Raw genomic sequence first — 15,586 nt, 5'->3', positions numbered from 1 at the left:
AAATCCAGCTCACCCATGCTGCAAAATACATCGGCGCAGAAAAGCCGGGACAATGAGGAGAACAGTCTATATGAAGAAACAATATGATTACCTGTTAGTGGGCAGCGGACTTTTCGCCGGAGTTTTCGCGTACTACGCAAAAAAAGCCGGAAAGACCTGCCTGGTTCTTGAGAAGAGAGAACACGCAGGCGGAAACATTTACTGTGAAAATATCGAGGGCATCAATGTACACCGCTATGGTGCCCATATCTTCCATACCAGCAACAGGGAAGTATGGAACTTTGTGAACAGTCTCGTGGAGTTCAACCGTTATACAAACAGCCCGGTTGCGAACTACAAGGGCGAGATGTACAACATGCCGTTCAACATGAACACCTTCAGCCGCATGTGGGGAATCTCCACTCCGGAGGAGGCAAAAAAGATCATCAATGAGCAGAGAAAGGTCATCAAGGGCGAGCCGAAGAACCTGGAAGAGCAGGCCATCAGCCTTGTGGGAACCCATATCTACCAGAAGCTTGTCAAGGGCTACACTGAGAAACAGTGGGGCAGAGACTGCAAGGAGCTCCCAGCCTTCATCATCAAACGTCTCCCGGTACGCTACACCTACGACAACAACTATTTCAATGACCTTTACCAGGGAATCCCGATCGGCGGCTACAATAAGATCACGGAAAAGCTCTTCGAGGGCTGTGAGATCCGCCTCGGAGCCGACTACCTGGCTGACAAGGAGAAATATGACGCCCTTGCGGACAAGGTCGTATATACAGGAACCATCGACAGCTATTTCGACTACTGCTTCGGAAAACTCCAGTACCGCAGTCTGCGGTTTGAGACGGAGGTCTTAGACTGCGACAACTATCAGGGCAATGCGGTCATCAACTACACCGACCGCGAGACTCCGTACACGAGGATCATTGAGCACAAACACTTCGAGTTCGGAACCCAGGAGAAGACAGTCATCACGAGAGAGTACCCGGCGGAGTGGACCGAGGGCATGGAGCCATACTATCCGGTAAACGATGAGAGAAACCAGGAATTATATAAGAAATACGCGGAACTCGCTGAAAAAGAGAAGAATGTGATCTTCGGCGGAAGACTCGCGGAATACCGCTATTACGATATGGATAAGGTTATCGAGTCCGCCCTGTCCTGCGTAAAGAAGGAATTTGGAAATGAATAACCGACCGAAAACGCCTCACGGGTTTGCCAGACTCATCATCGGCGACGGATCCGCGGTGTCGGAGCAGAAGAACATTATCTGGAATATGATCGGAAGCTTCCTCTACGCCTTTGCGTCCATGGTGCTCTCTATCGCGGTGGTCCAGCTTGCGGGCGAGGACGCGGGCGGAGTGTTCACCTTCGCCTTTACCACCTTCGGACAGCACATGTTCATGGCGGCATACTTTGGGATCCGCCCGTTCCAGATCACGGATACCGGGGAGAAGTACACCTTCGGTGACTATCTCGGGCTGCGTCTCATCACCTGCGGTCTCGCGATCCTTGTGGGCTTTGGCTATGTGATGGTCAGCGGCTATACCTTTGAGAAAGCGGTCATTGTCTTCCTGATGGTGGTCTACAAGGTCATCGATGCCCTGGCGGATACATACGAGGCGGAATTCCAGCGGGGGGGAAGACTGTACCTGACGGGAAAATCCAATGCGTTCCGGACGATCCTCTCCGTGACCTGTTTTCTCGGAAGTCTCGCGGTGACGGGAGAGCTTCTGACCGCCAGTATCTGGGCAGTGGGCGCGCAGACCGTGGGATTTTTCCTGTTTGACTTCCTCGTGATCCGGGAACTCCCGAATGTGACATGGAAGTCGGTGCAAGGAAAGAAATTCCAGCTCTTCCGGGACAATGTTCTGTTATTTTTCTCGGTGGTTCTGGACTTCTATATCTTTTCTGCATCAAAATACGCCATCGAGGCCCATATGGCAGACCGTGATCTCGCAGTCTACGGCGCGATCTTTATGCCGACCAGCGTGATCAATCTGGTTGCCGGCTTCGTGATCCGCCCGTACCTCACAAAGCTCGCGGTGGACTGGGAGACAGGCCACTTAAAAGCATTCCGGAAGATCATCATGAACCTTGCCCTGATCATTGCGGCCCTGACCGTTCTCGCGGTGGGCGGTGCGTGGTTATTGGGAATTCCGGTGATCAGCCTGCTGTACCCAAACTTAAGAGAAGGACTTTCCACCTGCCGCATGGCGTTGGTACTGATCATCATCGGCGGCGCCCTCAATGCATTCATGAACCTGTTTTACTATTCCCTTATTATCATGCAGAAACAGAGGTTCATCATCCTGGGCTACGCCTTCGTCAGCGTACTCGCGGTGCTTTCTTCCGGCTGGTTCGTCCGGATGGGAGGAATCCAGGGAGGCGCCTTCGTATACATGCTTTTGATGGCGGCACTGATGGTATTCTTTGGAATTTTCTCTGCAGGATTTATGAAACAGAAAGAGAGAGCTCAAAAACACGATGAAGGTTGATGTGATCATCCCGGTCTATGGTCCGGGAAACAGATTGTTGGAATTATTTGACCGGCTGGGACGCCAGACCGTACCGGTGGACCGGCTGATCATCATGAATACAGAAAAGTACCTGTGGGATAAGTGGACGGAGACCCTGGAACCGGGAAGACTCCCGGAAAATCTCTCCGTGTACCATGTGACGAAGGAAGAGTTTGACCATGGCGCTACAAGAGACGCAGGGATCGGGCACTCCGATGCGGATGTCTGTGTCTGCATGACCCATGATGCGCTTCCAGCGGATACAAATTTGATAAAAGCCCTGACGGACGCACTTTTCTCCGGGGACGATATCGCTGTGGCATATGCGAGACAGCTTCCGGCAACGGACTGCAATATCATCGAGTGCCACACGAGAGATTTTAACTATCCGGACAAAAGCCGGGTCAAGAGACTTTCAGACCTCGACACCCTGGGGATCAAGACCTACTTCTGTTCCAATGTCTGCGCGGCATATAAGCGGGAGATCTATAGGAAACTCGGTGGTTTTATCCGGAAGACGATCTTCAACGAGGACATGATCTTCGCGGCGAAGGCCATGAAGAATGGATACGCGGTTTACTACGCGGCGGACGCGAGAGTGATCCACTCCCATAACTATACGGCGTCCCAGCAGTTCCACAGAAACTTTGACCTGGCGATCTCCCAGGCGGACAATCCCGACGTATTCTCCGGGATCCGGTCCGAGGGCGAGGGCATCCGCATGGTGAAGGACACAGCCCGCTGGCTCGTAAAGACGGGGCACGCGTACCTCGTCCCGAAGCTTGTGGTGGACAGCGGATTCAAGTATCTGGGGTATCTTGCCGGGAAAAGGTATAAGAAGCTGCCAAGAAAATTGGCAGTAAAGCTGTCTATGAACCGCAATTACTGGAAATAGAGCTAAAAATTATGTAAACTGACCTGCTGCCTGCTTCTATATACAAATGGCGGCGCAGTGGCACAACGCAGAAAAAAGTTGTCATTCCGCCTGTGGGGTGGTATGATGTAGTGCGGAAATGCCGAAAAATGGCGAAAATACAGCGGTGTGCAGGAAAAGCATATATTTCTGCTTCAGAAATGAGATGGGTATATGCCGAAAGAGAAATATTGCAGCCGTAAATTTATAAAAATGTGAGGTAAAAAACTATGGGAAAGATCAAAGTTTCTTCCTGTGAAACAGATGGAATGGTAATCGAAGGCCTTCATGTGATCGAGCCGACCGTATTCAACGACGAGCGCGGATACTTCATGGAGACATACAACCAGAACGACTTCAAAGAGGCTGGACTCAACATGGTATTCGTACAGGATAACCAGTCTATGTCCGTAAAGGGCGTACTCCGCGGCCTTCATTTCCAGAAGCAGTTCCCGCAGGGCAAGCTCGTCCGTGCGGTACGTGGAACAGTTTTCGATGTAGCCGTTGACTTAAGAACACACTCCAAGACATACGGAAAGTGGTTCGGTGTTGAGCTCTCCGCAGAGAACAAGAAACAGTTCTACATTCCGGAAGGTTTCGCACACGGCTTTGTCGTTCTCTCCGACGAGGCAGAGTTTGCCTACAAGTGCACCGATTTCTATCATCCGGGTGACGAGGGCGGACTTGCATGGAATGATGAGACGATCGGCGTAAAGTGGCCGATCACACCGGACATGCAGCTCATCATCTCCGAGAAAGACCAGAAATGGCCGGGATTTAAAGAAATTTTTAAATTCGACAGATAGTAATAAAAGACAGCTCAGCAGCTTTTTGTGATGCATAGAAGAATGTGCAGATAACCTGATTAAATCGATTTTTTATATGAGGTTAGAAGCAATATCAAAATGAAAAGGCGAAAAGCTGAAACGTTATAATTGAAAAACTCACACTTAGTCTCCAGTCGGGACCGCGCGAAAAGCGGCCCCGCCCCCGGAGACCAGAAAGGTTGTTAAAGCGTGAATTATCTGACTTCATTACTGAAGGAGCTGGTGGCAAAAAGAAAACTGATCTGGGAACTCTCCAAGGCAGATTTCAGAAAACGTTTTGTCGGCTCCTATTTTGGCGTTGTCTGGATGTTTATCCAGCCCATCGTCACCGTCCTGATCTATTGGCTCATCTTCGGTCCCATCGGATTCAAGAGTGCGCCGCCGGTGCCGAACGCCTCCTATGTCCAGTGGCTGGTTCCGGGTATCGCCCCGTGGTTCTTCTTCTCCGAAGCCTTAAACTGCGGAACAGGATGCCTTCAGGAATACAACTACCTGGTAAAAAAAGTAGTATTTAAGGTGGAGATCCTGCCTGTGATCAAACTGATCTCCTGCCTGTTCGTCCATGTGTTCTTTGTTGCGATCATGTTCATCGTATTCCTGGTCAGCGGCAAAAGACCGCAGATTTCCTGGATCCAGATCATTTATTATTCCTTTGCCGCATCCATGTACGCCCTGGCGCTCACCTATCTTACCAGCGCGATCCAGGTATTCTTCAAGGATATGGCACAGATCGTCAGCATCTGCCTGCAGTTCGGCATGTGGCTGACCCCGATTATGTACAGCGAGCAGTTATTCCTCGACAAAGGTCTGACGATGGCTCCGATGATCCTGAAGCTGAACCCGTTTTACTATATTGCGGCGGGATACCGTGACAGCATGCTGACGGGAGACTGGTTCTTCATGCGTCCGACACTGACCGTGTATTTCTGGGCAGTGACCCTGATCACCATGTTAGTGGGACTCAAAGTATTCAAGCGGCTCCGTCCGCATTTCTCAGATGTATTGTAGGAGGAAACCATGTCTGCCAATGCGATTACAGTAAAAGACGTGACGAAGGTGTACAGGCTCTACGACAAGCCGATCGACCGCTTGAAAGAATCCTTAAGCCTGACACATAAAAGCTATCACAAAGACTTCTATGCCTTAAATGGTCTGTCCTTCAACGTGGAAAAAGGACAGACGGTGGGCATTATCGGAACGAACGGTTCCGGTAAATCAACGATCTTAAAGATCATCACCGGTGTCCTCACACCGACCACAGGCCAGGTGGACGTTGAGGGAAAGATCTCCGCACTTCTGGAGCTTGGTGCCGGCTTCAACATGGACTACACCGGAATCGAAAATATCTATATGAACGGCACGATGATGGGCTATTCCCGGAAGGAGATGGATGAGAAGTTGCAGGATATCCTGGATTTTGCGGATATCGGCGATTTTGTCTATCAGCCGGTGAAGACATACTCCAGCGGTATGTTCGTCCGTCTGGCGTTTGCGCTCAACATTAATGTGGAGCCGGAGATCCTGATCGTCGACGAGGCCTTGTCCGTCGGAGACGTATTCTTCCAGGCAAAATGTTACCGGAAGATGGAGGAGATCAAGCAGAGGGGAACAACGATCCTCATGGTTACCCACGATATGGGCAGTATCATCAAATACTGCGATAAGGTCGTTCTCTTAAACAAGGGCGAATTCATCGCGGAAGGTGAGCCGGGTCACATGGTGGATCTCTATAAGAAGATCCTGGCAAACCAGCTGGATTCCTTAAATGAAGAACTGGAGAGCGATTATTCCGGCGGGATGTTAGGCGATGAGAAAAAGGCGAAGGCGGAGGAATCCCATTCCGACGGATCCCTCATGAAGGATAAGATCACCATCAACACAGACCGCACCGAGTACGGTGACGGCCGGGCTGAGATCTTCGACCTGGGACTCTTCGACGCGAAAGGAAATCTCACAAACCTTCTGTTAAAGGGAGAGATGTTCACGATCAAGGAGCGGATCCGCTTCCATGCGCCGATCAAGAGTCCGATCTTTACCTACACGATCCGCGATAAAAAGGGAACAGACCTCACCGGAACGAACACCATGTACGAGGGATGCGATATCAAACCGGTGGGGGATGGCGATGTCTACGACGTTTCCTTTACCCAGAAGATGACATTACAGGGCGGCGAGTACCTGCTCTCTATGAGCTGTACCGGCTTCGAGGGCGAGGAACATGTGGTCTACCACCGCCTGTACAACATTGCAAACATTACGGTGATCTCCAACAAGAATACGGTCGGCGTCTACGACATGGAGTCTGAGGTGGAGACATCGCTCACAAGGGCGTAAAAGCGGGAGAAAAAGATGAAGGATTACAGTTATGAACTTCTTGACCTGCTCGAAAAGTATAAAGGAGATGCGGAGGCGGCACTGCGGGGTGAAACAAGCCCGTGGTGTCTCTACGCATTTTCGCCGTTAAGGGAAAACCTTTTCGAGTGGCTGGAAATAGGAAAAAGGGACCGGGTTCTCCAGGTCGGATCCGACTACGGTTCCTGTACCGGGCTCTTTGCGGAGCGCGCCGGTGAGGTGGTCGTTCTGGATCCGTTGGATGAGGACTTGGAGGTGAACCGGAAAAGACACGGAGAGAAGGAAAATCTCTGCCTGGTCCGCGGCGAACTTCCAAAGGCGGGAACAGAGTCTCTTGGATGGAAAGAGTACAAGGGAAAAGAGCGTGCGGCAGAAGAACTGGATGCTCTCTATAAGGATGGCTTCGACTATGTGATCCTGCCGTCCATGCTCTCCGGGACAGAGAAAAACGGGGCAGCAGATCTGCTGGCAAGAGCAGCTGCTCTTGTGAGACCTGGCGGAAGGCTTTTAGCGGCAGCGGAGAATGAGTCTGGTGTCCGCTATTTCATGGGAGCGGAGCCATTTGAGCACTCCTTCCTGGAGGTGGAGTTCCGTGGTCTGTTTGAGGACTTAAAAGAGAAATTTGGCGGAACCGCAATGCTCTACTATCCGGTTCCGGACTACCGTTACCCGGTGACCATCTACTCCGACGGCTATCTCCCGCAGACCGGCGATGTGACGAACATCTCCGCCCGTCTTGACGGACCGGGACTCTGGTTCGGAAACGAGGAGAAAGCCATGGCGAACGCATGCAGAAATGGGGACTTCACGAAATTCACGAACTCATTCCTTGGCATGTGGGAAAAGGGGAAGGCATGAGACAGATTTTATTTGTAAAATACAACCGGACCAGAGCGGCGCAGTTCCAGTTAAAGACAGAGATCGTGCGGGAGGACGAAGTTCTCACCGTTGAAAAAACGGCTCTCACAGAGGCTGGCGAGGCGCATATCCGCTCCTTCGGAGAAAAATATGAGAAGATCCGTGATCTGAATCCTGCCATCCGTTTCTTGAAGCCGGAATGGAAAAAGGATAAGAAGACGGTCTCCTTCCAGTACTTAAACGGCAAGACGGTCGGGGATGCCCTGGGCGAGGCTATCGTTATGGGCGAGGTTCCGTATCAGGAGCTTGAGACCGTGATGAAGGTGCTGTTCCCGGAAAATGCAGACGCGAAAATCTTTGAGGCGACACCGGAGTTCGAGACGGTATTCGGAAAAGTTCCGATGATCGACGATAAGGCAGCCGCGGTCTCCAATGTGGATGGGCTCTTCGAGAACCTGATGGTGCCGGAAAACGAGAACTGCATCTACGGAATCGACTATGAATGGGTATTTGATTTCCCAATCCCGGAGAAATTTTTGAAATACCGCGACCTCTTATATTTTTACAGACGCTACGAGAGAGTCCTCAACGTAAAAGAAGAGGATCTCTATGCCCATTTCGGGATCACAGGGGGAGAACTCCAGATCTTTGACGGCATGGAAAAGGCGTTCCAGTCCTATGTCCATGATGCAGGCTCCTTCGGCTACATGAAACAGTACGAGCAGCCGACAAAGACCGTGGAATTTCTTCTTGACCGCGAGAGCGAGCTCTACAAGGTAAAAGACTGGTGCGAGAACTTAAAGCAGGAGATCTCCGAGAAGGACATCACGATCATGAAGCAGCAGGAAGTCCAGCGTCTCACAAACAATCATGTGACGAACCTGGATGCCATCATCGCCAGCCTGAGAAGCGAGAACGCGAGAATGGCGGGAGACCTGCAGTACCTGTCGAAACATGAGGCGATCATGTGGAAAGTTCTCCGGAAATGCCACCGCGCTGTGGATAAAGTCATGCCGAAGGGCACAAGAAAGAGAAAGATCGCGGGGTACTTCAAGAATACCGTCTTCCATCCGGGAAAATACGGAAGGCTGTATTTCACAAAGGACGGAAGAAACAGGATCCGCGGCGACTTTAAGATCGGCGCCGGTTACTTAGAGCATGGAAAACTCCATTTTGACTATGTGGAGCACCCGACCGTGTCCATCGTGATCCCGGTCTACAACCAGATCCACTATACCTATGCCTGCCTGCTCTCAATCTTAGAGAACACGAAGGATGTGACCTATGAGATCATCATCGCCGATGACGTGTCCACGGACGCGACTAAGGAGCTGTCCCTGTACGCGGAGAATCTCGTGATCTGCAGAAACAAGACGAACCAGGGTTTCCTGAGAAACTGTAACCAGGCAGCGAAGGCGGCCCGCGGAAAATATGTGATGTTCTTAAATAATGACACACAGGTAACTCCGGGCTGGCTCTCATCACTCGTGAACCTCATCGAGTCTGATCCGACGATCGGTATGGTTGGCTCCAAGCTGGTCTACCCTGACGGACGTCTCCAGGAAGCGGGGGGAATCATCTGGAGCGACGGCTCCGGCTGGAATTATGGACGTCTTGACGATCCGGAGAAGCCGGAATACAACTACGTGAAGGATGTGGACTATATCTCCGGTGCGGCGATCCTGTTATCCAATGACCTCTGGAAACAGATCGGTGGTTTCGACGAGCTGTTTGCACCGGCGTACTGCGAGGATTCCGACCTTGCCTTCGAGGTGAGAAAAGCCGGATACCGCGTAGTCTACCAGCCATTGTCAAAAGTCATCCACTTCGAGGGCGTCTCCAACGGTACCGACGTAAATGGAACTGGTCTAAAGCGCTACCAGGTGGAGAACAGTAAGAAGCTAAAGGAAAAGTGGGCGGAGGAGTTCAAAAAGCAGTCTGTAAATACAGGCAATCCGAACCCGTTCCGTGCCCGTGAGAGAAGCCAGAAGAAGCCGGTGATCCTTGTCGTGGACCATTATGTTCCGACATTCGATAAGGACGCGGGTTCCAAGACTACTTACCAGTACCTCAAAATGTTCGTGAAGATGGGATATTCCGTGAAATTCCTCGGAGACAACTTCCTTCACGAGGAGCCGTACTCCACAACACTTCAGCAGATGGGCGTGGAGATCTTATATGGGCCGGAGTACCAGGCAGGTATCTGGGACTGGCTGACAAAGAATAAAGATGAGATCGATTTTGCGTACCTGAACCGTCCGCATATCGCCATCAAGTATGTTGATTTTATTAAGAAGAACACCAATATCAAGGTGATCTACTACGGACATGATCTGCATTTCTTAAGAGAGTACCGGGAGTACGAGCTTACCGGCGATATCAAGAAGAAACGGGAGTCCGATTACTGGAAATCCATCGAATTCTCCCTGATGGAGAAGGCGGCGGTCTCCTACTATCCGTCCTACGTGGAGGAGGAGGCGATCCACGCGATCCATCCGGAGTACAAGATCAAGGCGATCACAGCCTATGTCTATGAGAAATTCCTGGAGAATATCGACAAGGACTTCGCAAAGAGGGAAGGACTGCTGTTTGTCGGCGGCTTCGCGCATCCGCCGAACGCGGACGCGGTTCTCTGGTTCGCAAAGGAGATCTTCCCGCTGATCAGACAGAGGATCGACGTAAACTTCTATGTGGTTGGCTCTAAGGTGACAGACGAGATCAAAGCGCTTGAACAGCCGGGAAGCGGCATCATTGTCAAAGGCTTTGTCACGGAGGAAGAGCTTGCGTCTCTTTATTCCACATCCCGCATCGTTGTGGTTCCGCTGCGCTACGGCGCCGGAGTTAAGGGCAAGGTCGTCGAGGCAGTCTACAATGGAGCTGCCATCGTCACCACATCCATCGGTTCCGAGGGAATCCCGGAGGCGGATCGCGTCATGAAGGTTGCCGACGGACCGGAGGCATTCGCTGACGAGGTAGTCAAGATGTATCAGGATCCGGCAGAATGCCGCAGAATGTGCGAGGAGACCCAGAAATACATCCGCGAGTACTTCAGCGTTGAGGCTGCATGGAATGTCATCGAGGAGGACTTTACGCCGGAGAAAAAGAGATAGGACTTGGCTGTAAAGTCATATATGGAATCGAATATTGTGATAAGACTCTGCCGGGAATTTATTTCCCGGCAGTCTGTTCACATGAACGAAAATTCCGGCAAAAATCCGGCAGATCCGTCGTGCATGGTGTGCAAGCCTGTGGAATGCGGTTGAAAAGGAGAATATAGTGGAAAAAGACATTATTCATGAAAATTCCAACAATCACAATAAATACATAAATAACGAAAACAGCGGTGAAAAATCCGCGGAACAGGCAGGAGCTGTGCTTCGCGCGATGACTGTGGATGATATTTCCGCTGTGAAGCAGATCGAACAGACCTGCTTTTCGGATGCCTGGTCTGAAAAGCTCCTCTCTGACCTGCTTGAGAGTGAGTGGGACGAGGCCTGGGTGCTGACAGATACAGACGGCACCAGGATCGGATACGCGAATTTCCGCTTCCTCGCCGGCGAAGGCGAGCTCATGAGGATCGCAGTGCTCCCGGAACACAGGGGCTGTGGGGAGTCAAAGAAACTCATGGACCGTCTGGAAATCTCTGCAAAGGAAAAGGAAGCGCCGGACCTGACTCTGGAGGTGCGCGCCGGAAACACACCTGCCATAAACCTTTATAAATCCTATGGTTTTCAGGCGGAGGCTGTGCGGAAAAATTACTATCAGAATCCGGTGGAGGATGCCCTCATCATGTGGAGACGTTCCGTTCCATCGATTCCCACTTAAAATCATGAAAATATCCGCTATACTGTAGGGGACTCCGGAAGAGCCGGAGATAAAGAAGGCGGAGGAAAAGAAACGATGAGAAAATACGGAAAAGATGGCAGGCTGGATTGTGTGATCTGCAACCGCTGTGGGAAAAAACTGGCGGTGAAACATGGGATCGTGCGGGAAGGTGTGTTTACATCAGATCACAGATGGGACTTCTTTTCGGAAAAAGACGGGGAGATCCACCATTTTGACCTGTGCGAGGATTGCTACAACGAAGTGACAGCGGAGTTCCGGGTTCCGGTGGACGTGGAGGATGAGATCGAGCTGCTTTGAAAACGCAGGCGGTATGCGGCAGAAATGCCGTTATGCTGAAACAGGTTCAGACCAGATTGCGCTGCAAGAGCATATTTGAATGTTAGAAGCGGGTACGGGCGGTTGTCTGTACTCGTTTTCTATTGCCGGGTATTCAGAAGAAGCTGACGTCGGCAGTTCTGTACTTCTTGGTCACTGTACACGGGTAGGAATTTTCTGAACTGAAAATTCCGTACAATACAGTGATGGTAATGGATTTTGCCGATTCGGAATGCGAAGCATCGGCAAAATCAGTTACTGTTTGCGCGGCGTGAACAGTAATACTTCTTGCGGTTCCTGCCCAGGAATCAACTTCCATCTCTTGCATATGACCTCCGCTTTATGGTATGATACGTGCAGACTGGATAAATATAAACTTTTATTATCATAGAATGCAGAGGAAAATACATGTTAGATATCTGTTTACTGGGAACCGGCGGCATGCAGCCGCTGCCGTACCGCTGGCTAACGTCCATGATGGCGCGCTGCGATGGTAGCAATCTGCTGATCGACTGCGGCGAGGGAACCCAGATCGCATTGAAAGAAAAGGGATGGAGCCCGAAGCCGGTGGACGTGATCTGCTTCACCCACTACCATGCCGACCATATCAGCGGACTTCCGGGGTTTCTCCTGACCATGGGAAACGCGGAGCGCACGGAGCCGGTACTTCTGGTGGGACCGAAAGGTCTGGAACGTGTCGTTGGTGCTCTGCGCACCATTGCGCCGGAACTTCCGTTCCCGCTTGTGTTTAAAGAACTCACGGAGCCGAGAGAAAAATTTCAGGCGGGTCCCTATGTGGTGGACGCATTCCGCGTAAACCACCGCGTGACCTGCTATGGATATCGCATTACGATCCCGAGAAACGGCAAATTTGATGTGGAACGGGCGAGAGCCCAGGAGATTCCGCAGAAATTCTGGAGCAGACTGCAGAAAGGCGAGACCATCGAGCACGAGGGTAAGATCCTGACCCCGGACATGGTGCTGGGAGAAAAGCGCCGCGGAATTTCCGTTACCTACACGACTGACACGCGCCCGGTTCCGGCAATCGCCGAATATGCCGCGGACAATGACCTCTTTATCTGCGAGGGCATGTACGGTGAGAAGGAAAAAATTGCCAACGCGCGGGAGAATAAGCATATGATGTTCCAGGAGGCGGCAAAGCTCGGTAAAGAGGCGAATCCGCGGGAGATGTGGCTGACCCATTACAGCCCGTCCTTAATGCATCCGGAGGAATATTTAAACGAGATCCGGGAAATCTTCCCGAAAATTAAGACTGCCCGCGACGGCTGGTCTGCTGAACTTGGATTTGATGAGGATTAAGAAATGAAGATACACAGTGTTGAAGAAGATGTATATATACTTGCAATCGAGAGTTCCTGTGATGAGACAGCGGCCGCTGTTGTAAAAAACGGCCGTGAGGTGCTTTCTAACGTGATCTCATCCCAGATCGCGCTCCACACACTTTACGGCGGGGTTGTGCCGGAGATCGCGTCAAGGAAACATATTGAGAAGGTAAATCAGGTGGTTCAGGCTGCCTTAGACGAAGCACACATGACATTAGATGAGATCACAGCCATCGCTGTGACCTACGGACCTGGTCTTGTGGGCGCGCTTCTCGTGGGCGTTGCGGCGGCAAAGGCTATCGCTTACGCCGCAAAGAAGCCGCTGGTGCCGGTTCATCATATCGAGGGACATGTATCCGCAAACTTTATCGAGCACCCGGATCTGGAACCGCCGTTTGTCTGCGAGATCGTGTCCGGCGGACATACGCATCTTGTGATCGTGAAGGACTACGGTGAGTTCGAGATCATCGGACGCACAATGGATGACGCGGCGGGAGAGGCATTCGATAAAGTTGCCCGCGCCGTAGGTCTTGGCTACCCGGGCGGCCCGAAGGTCGACAAGGCGGCAAAAGAGGGAAATCCTCATGCCATGGAATTTCCGCGGGCAAAAGTCGGCGGATCCCAGTATGACTTTAGCTTCAGCGGCATGAAATCCGCTGTATTAAACTATATCAACCAGGCGGAGATGAAGGGAGAGACGATCTGTGTGCCGGATCTCTGCGCTTCCTTCCAGAACGCGGTGGTGGATGTTCTCGTGAGCCGTGCCGTTGCGGCAACAAAGGAGTTTGGATACAAGAAGCTCGCCATTGCGGGCGGCGTTGCGTCAAACTCTGCCCTGCGCGCAGGCATGAAGGCGGCATGTGAGAAAGCCGGAATCGAATTCTACTATCCGTCACCGATCTTCTGTACCGACAACGCAGCAATGATCGGTGCTGCGGGATACTATGAGTATATCAACGGAGTCCGCGCAGGCTGGGACCTCAATGCGGTGCCGAACCTAAAACTGGGAGAGCGGTAATGGAACAGGTGAAAACAGCAGCCATCGTGCTGGCAGCAGGACATGGAAAGCGGATGCACAGCAAGGTGGCAAAGCAGTATCTTCTCTTAAAGGGGGAACCGGTGGTTGTTCATGCCCTGCGGGCCTTTGAGAAGGCAGGGATGGATGAGATTATTCTGGTGGCCGGAGCAGACGAAGTGGAATTCTGTAAAAGGAATATCGTGGAGCAGTATGGATTTACCAGAGTGAGACAGGTCGTTGCGGGAGGAAAAGAACGGTATGATTCTGTCCGGAATGGACTTTGCGCTTTAAAGACCGTAGGATTCGCAGAGGACGGTATCGTTCTGATCCATGATGGTGCAAGACCGCTTGTAAACGGAGAGATCATCGCGAGAGCTGTGGATGGTGTCCGGGAGTTTTCTGCCTGTGTGGCATCGATGCCGGTTAAGGATACGATCAAGGCAGCGGATGCGGAGGGATTTTCTGCAAGCACGCCGGACCGCAGTACCTTATGGCAGATCCAGACACCTCAGGCATTCCGCTTCGGTCTGATCTACCGCGCCTATGAGAAGGTATTTGCACCCGGAACAGACCGCAGCCGTATTACGGATGATGCAATGGTAGTGGAACTGATGACGGACACAAAGGTGAAGTTTATCGAGGGAAGTTATTCAAACATCAAAGTGACAACTCCGGAGGATATGATCATCGCGGAGGCTCTTTGTGCTCATAGGGTACAATAGATTCTTTCTATAATAGAAGATATGGATCTGCCAGTGGCAGTCAGAGAGAGGCGTGGTCTTCCGGGAAAAGGAGATCACGCCTTTCTGGCTGAACAGATAAAAAGAATTTTAGTACCTATTCAGTACCTTCATAGTTACACGCAAAAATCCATTCCAGATCAGCTTCGCTGATGGGATTTTTGCCCTCCAGCCTATGTTTTCTTACGGTCAGCGCAGCAAGTGCGCAGACCTACTGAACAGTTACGAATTTTAGACTTTTAGAAAAATTCTGAAAAAATTCTTTTCAAAAGGAGAAATGAGTTTATTGGATATATGACATGAGAATACCAGATGTTGATGATCGCAATGCATGGGAATAGCATATTTTGTATACAATTAGAAAAGAATAAAAAAACGAAAAAAACTTGGAAAAATGCTTGACAAAAATGGTATTGTGGGGTATTATTAATGAGCACGTTTGAGAGAGCGCTTTGGAGAGATATCGAAGTGGTCATAACGAGGCGGTCTTGAAAACCGTTTGTCCGCAAGGGCGCGTGGGTTCGAATCCCACTCTCTCCGCTAACTGTACTGCGGAGCCAGAGAGATGAGTTCCTGGTGCAGAACTGAATAACGATCTTGTAAAAAAAGCAAGATGTGAGTCAACCAATGCAGAAGTACCCAAGTGGTTGAAGGGGCTCCCCTGGAAAGGGAGTAGGTCGTTAGTAGCGGCGCGAGGGTTCAAATCCCTCCTTCTGCGCTTTAACTTATGAAGGAAAACTCCTTCAAAAAGTTAAAAAAGTTCTTGACAAACCGGAAACGGTGTGATAGAATAAACGAGTTGCTGCTGAGAACGAAAGCGGCAACGAAACAAAGTTCCTTGAAAACTGAACAGTATGTAAAACCCTG

At 51.0% G+C, this 15,586-nt stretch carries 14 protein-coding genes and 2 tRNA genes; 15 read left to right on the top strand and 1 reads right to left on the bottom strand.

Annotated elements, in window-relative coordinates; all coding sequences use genetic code 11:
• The first annotated feature begins 70 nt into the window (after positions 1-70).
• The 10 genes from glf to DW677_RS15155 all read left to right on the top strand — a co-directional run bounded on the left by glf (position 71) and on the right by DW677_RS15155 (position 11,600).
• The gene (gene glf, locus DW677_RS15200) at positions 71-1,180 is read left to right on the top strand and encodes a UDP-galactopyranose mutase (RefSeq protein WP_117553136.1); all 1,110 of its coding nucleotides are present in this window, start codon (positions 71-73) and stop codon (positions 1,178-1,180) included.
• Positions 1,173-2,486, top strand: coding sequence for a lipopolysaccharide biosynthesis protein (locus DW677_RS15195; RefSeq protein ID WP_181968090.1), 1,314 nt, complete (start codon positions 1,173-1,175; stop codon positions 2,484-2,486). Before glf ends, DW677_RS15195 begins: the two co-directional genes overlap by 8 nt.
• Positions 2,476-3,402 (top strand): glycosyltransferase, encoded by a 927-nt coding sequence (locus DW677_RS15190; protein ID WP_015553896.1) that lies wholly within the window; start codon positions 2,476-2,478, stop codon positions 3,400-3,402. Before DW677_RS15195 ends, DW677_RS15190 begins: the two co-directional genes overlap by 11 nt.
• A gap of 248 nt (positions 3,403-3,650) precedes the next feature.
• The gene (gene rfbC, locus DW677_RS15185) at positions 3,651-4,226 is read left to right on the top strand and encodes a dTDP-4-dehydrorhamnose 3,5-epimerase (protein WP_015553895.1); all 576 of its coding nucleotides are present in this window, start codon (positions 3,651-3,653) and stop codon (positions 4,224-4,226) included.
• A 210-nt stretch (positions 4,227-4,436) separates the two neighbouring features.
• Positions 4,437-5,255 carry an ABC transporter permease gene (locus DW677_RS15180; RefSeq protein WP_117471108.1) on the top strand — a complete coding sequence of 273 codons (819 nt, stop codon included), beginning with the start codon at positions 4,437-4,439 and terminating at the stop codon, positions 5,253-5,255.
• 9 nt (positions 5,256-5,264) lie between these two features.
• Entirely contained in the window at positions 5,265-6,581 is a 1,317-nt protein-coding gene (locus tag DW677_RS15175) for an ABC transporter ATP-binding protein (protein WP_015553894.1), read from the top strand.
• Between the two features lie 15 nt (positions 6,582-6,596).
• Complete coding sequence (locus DW677_RS15170; RefSeq protein WP_117567721.1) at positions 6,597-7,457, top strand: hypothetical protein; 861 nt, start codon at positions 6,597-6,599, stop codon at positions 7,455-7,457.
• Positions 7,454-10,567 carry a glycosyltransferase gene (locus DW677_RS15165; protein ID WP_117471105.1) on the top strand — a complete coding sequence of 1,038 codons (3,114 nt, stop codon included), beginning with the start codon at positions 7,454-7,456 and terminating at the stop codon, positions 10,565-10,567. The genes DW677_RS15170 and DW677_RS15165 overlap by 4 nt, the downstream gene beginning before the upstream one ends.
• A gap of 166 nt (positions 10,568-10,733) precedes the next feature.
• Positions 10,734-11,282, top strand: a complete 549-nt coding sequence (gene rimI, locus DW677_RS15160) for a ribosomal protein S18-alanine N-acetyltransferase (protein WP_242990672.1) — start codon at positions 10,734-10,736, stop codon at positions 11,280-11,282.
• Between the two features lie 75 nt (positions 11,283-11,357).
• A complete protein-coding gene (locus DW677_RS15155; protein WP_015553890.1) occupies positions 11,358-11,600 on the top strand; it encodes a hypothetical protein in 243 nt (80 codons plus the stop codon).
• 133 nt (positions 11,601-11,733) lie between these two features.
• On the opposite strand, the gene DW677_RS15150 is transcribed toward DW677_RS15155, so the two are convergent.
• Positions 11,734-11,946 carry a hypothetical protein gene (locus DW677_RS15150; RefSeq protein ID WP_117471104.1) on the bottom strand — a complete coding sequence of 71 codons (213 nt, stop codon included), beginning with the start codon at positions 11,944-11,946 and terminating at the stop codon, positions 11,734-11,736.
• Positions 11,947-12,026: 80 nt separating this feature from the next.
• Between DW677_RS15150 and DW677_RS15145 the strand changes: the two genes are divergently transcribed.
• The 5 genes from DW677_RS15145 to DW677_RS15125 all read left to right on the top strand — a co-directional run bounded on the left by DW677_RS15145 (position 12,027) and on the right by DW677_RS15125 (position 15,437).
• Complete coding sequence (locus tag DW677_RS15145) at positions 12,027-12,938, top strand: ribonuclease Z (protein WP_015553889.1); 912 nt, start codon at positions 12,027-12,029, stop codon at positions 12,936-12,938.
• Between the two features lie 3 nt (positions 12,939-12,941).
• Positions 12,942-13,979: a tRNA (adenosine(37)-N6)-threonylcarbamoyltransferase complex transferase subunit TsaD gene (gene tsaD / locus DW677_RS15140; RefSeq protein WP_015553888.1), complete on the top strand. Its 1,038-nt coding sequence runs from the start codon at positions 12,942-12,944 to the stop codon at positions 13,977-13,979.
• A complete protein-coding gene (gene ispD / locus DW677_RS15135; RefSeq protein WP_117553322.1) occupies positions 13,979-14,701 on the top strand; it encodes a 2-C-methyl-D-erythritol 4-phosphate cytidylyltransferase in 723 nt (240 codons plus the stop codon). Before tsaD ends, ispD begins: the two co-directional genes overlap by 1 nt.
• Before the next feature lie 472 nt (positions 14,702-15,173).
• Positions 15,174-15,259 (top strand) — tRNA-Ser (locus DW677_RS15130).
• An 89-nt stretch (positions 15,260-15,348) separates the two neighbouring features.
• Positions 15,349-15,437: transfer RNA gene (locus tag DW677_RS15125), tRNA-Ser, on the top strand.
• Positions 15,438-15,586: the final 149 nt, after the last annotated feature.

The sequence above is a fragment of the Clostridium sp. AM25-23AC genome (assembly GCF_003435125.1).
GTDB lineage: Bacteria > Bacillota > Clostridia > Lachnospirales > Lachnospiraceae > Pilosibacter > Pilosibacter fragilis.
This window is presented reverse-complemented; position numbering and strand designations above follow the sequence as displayed.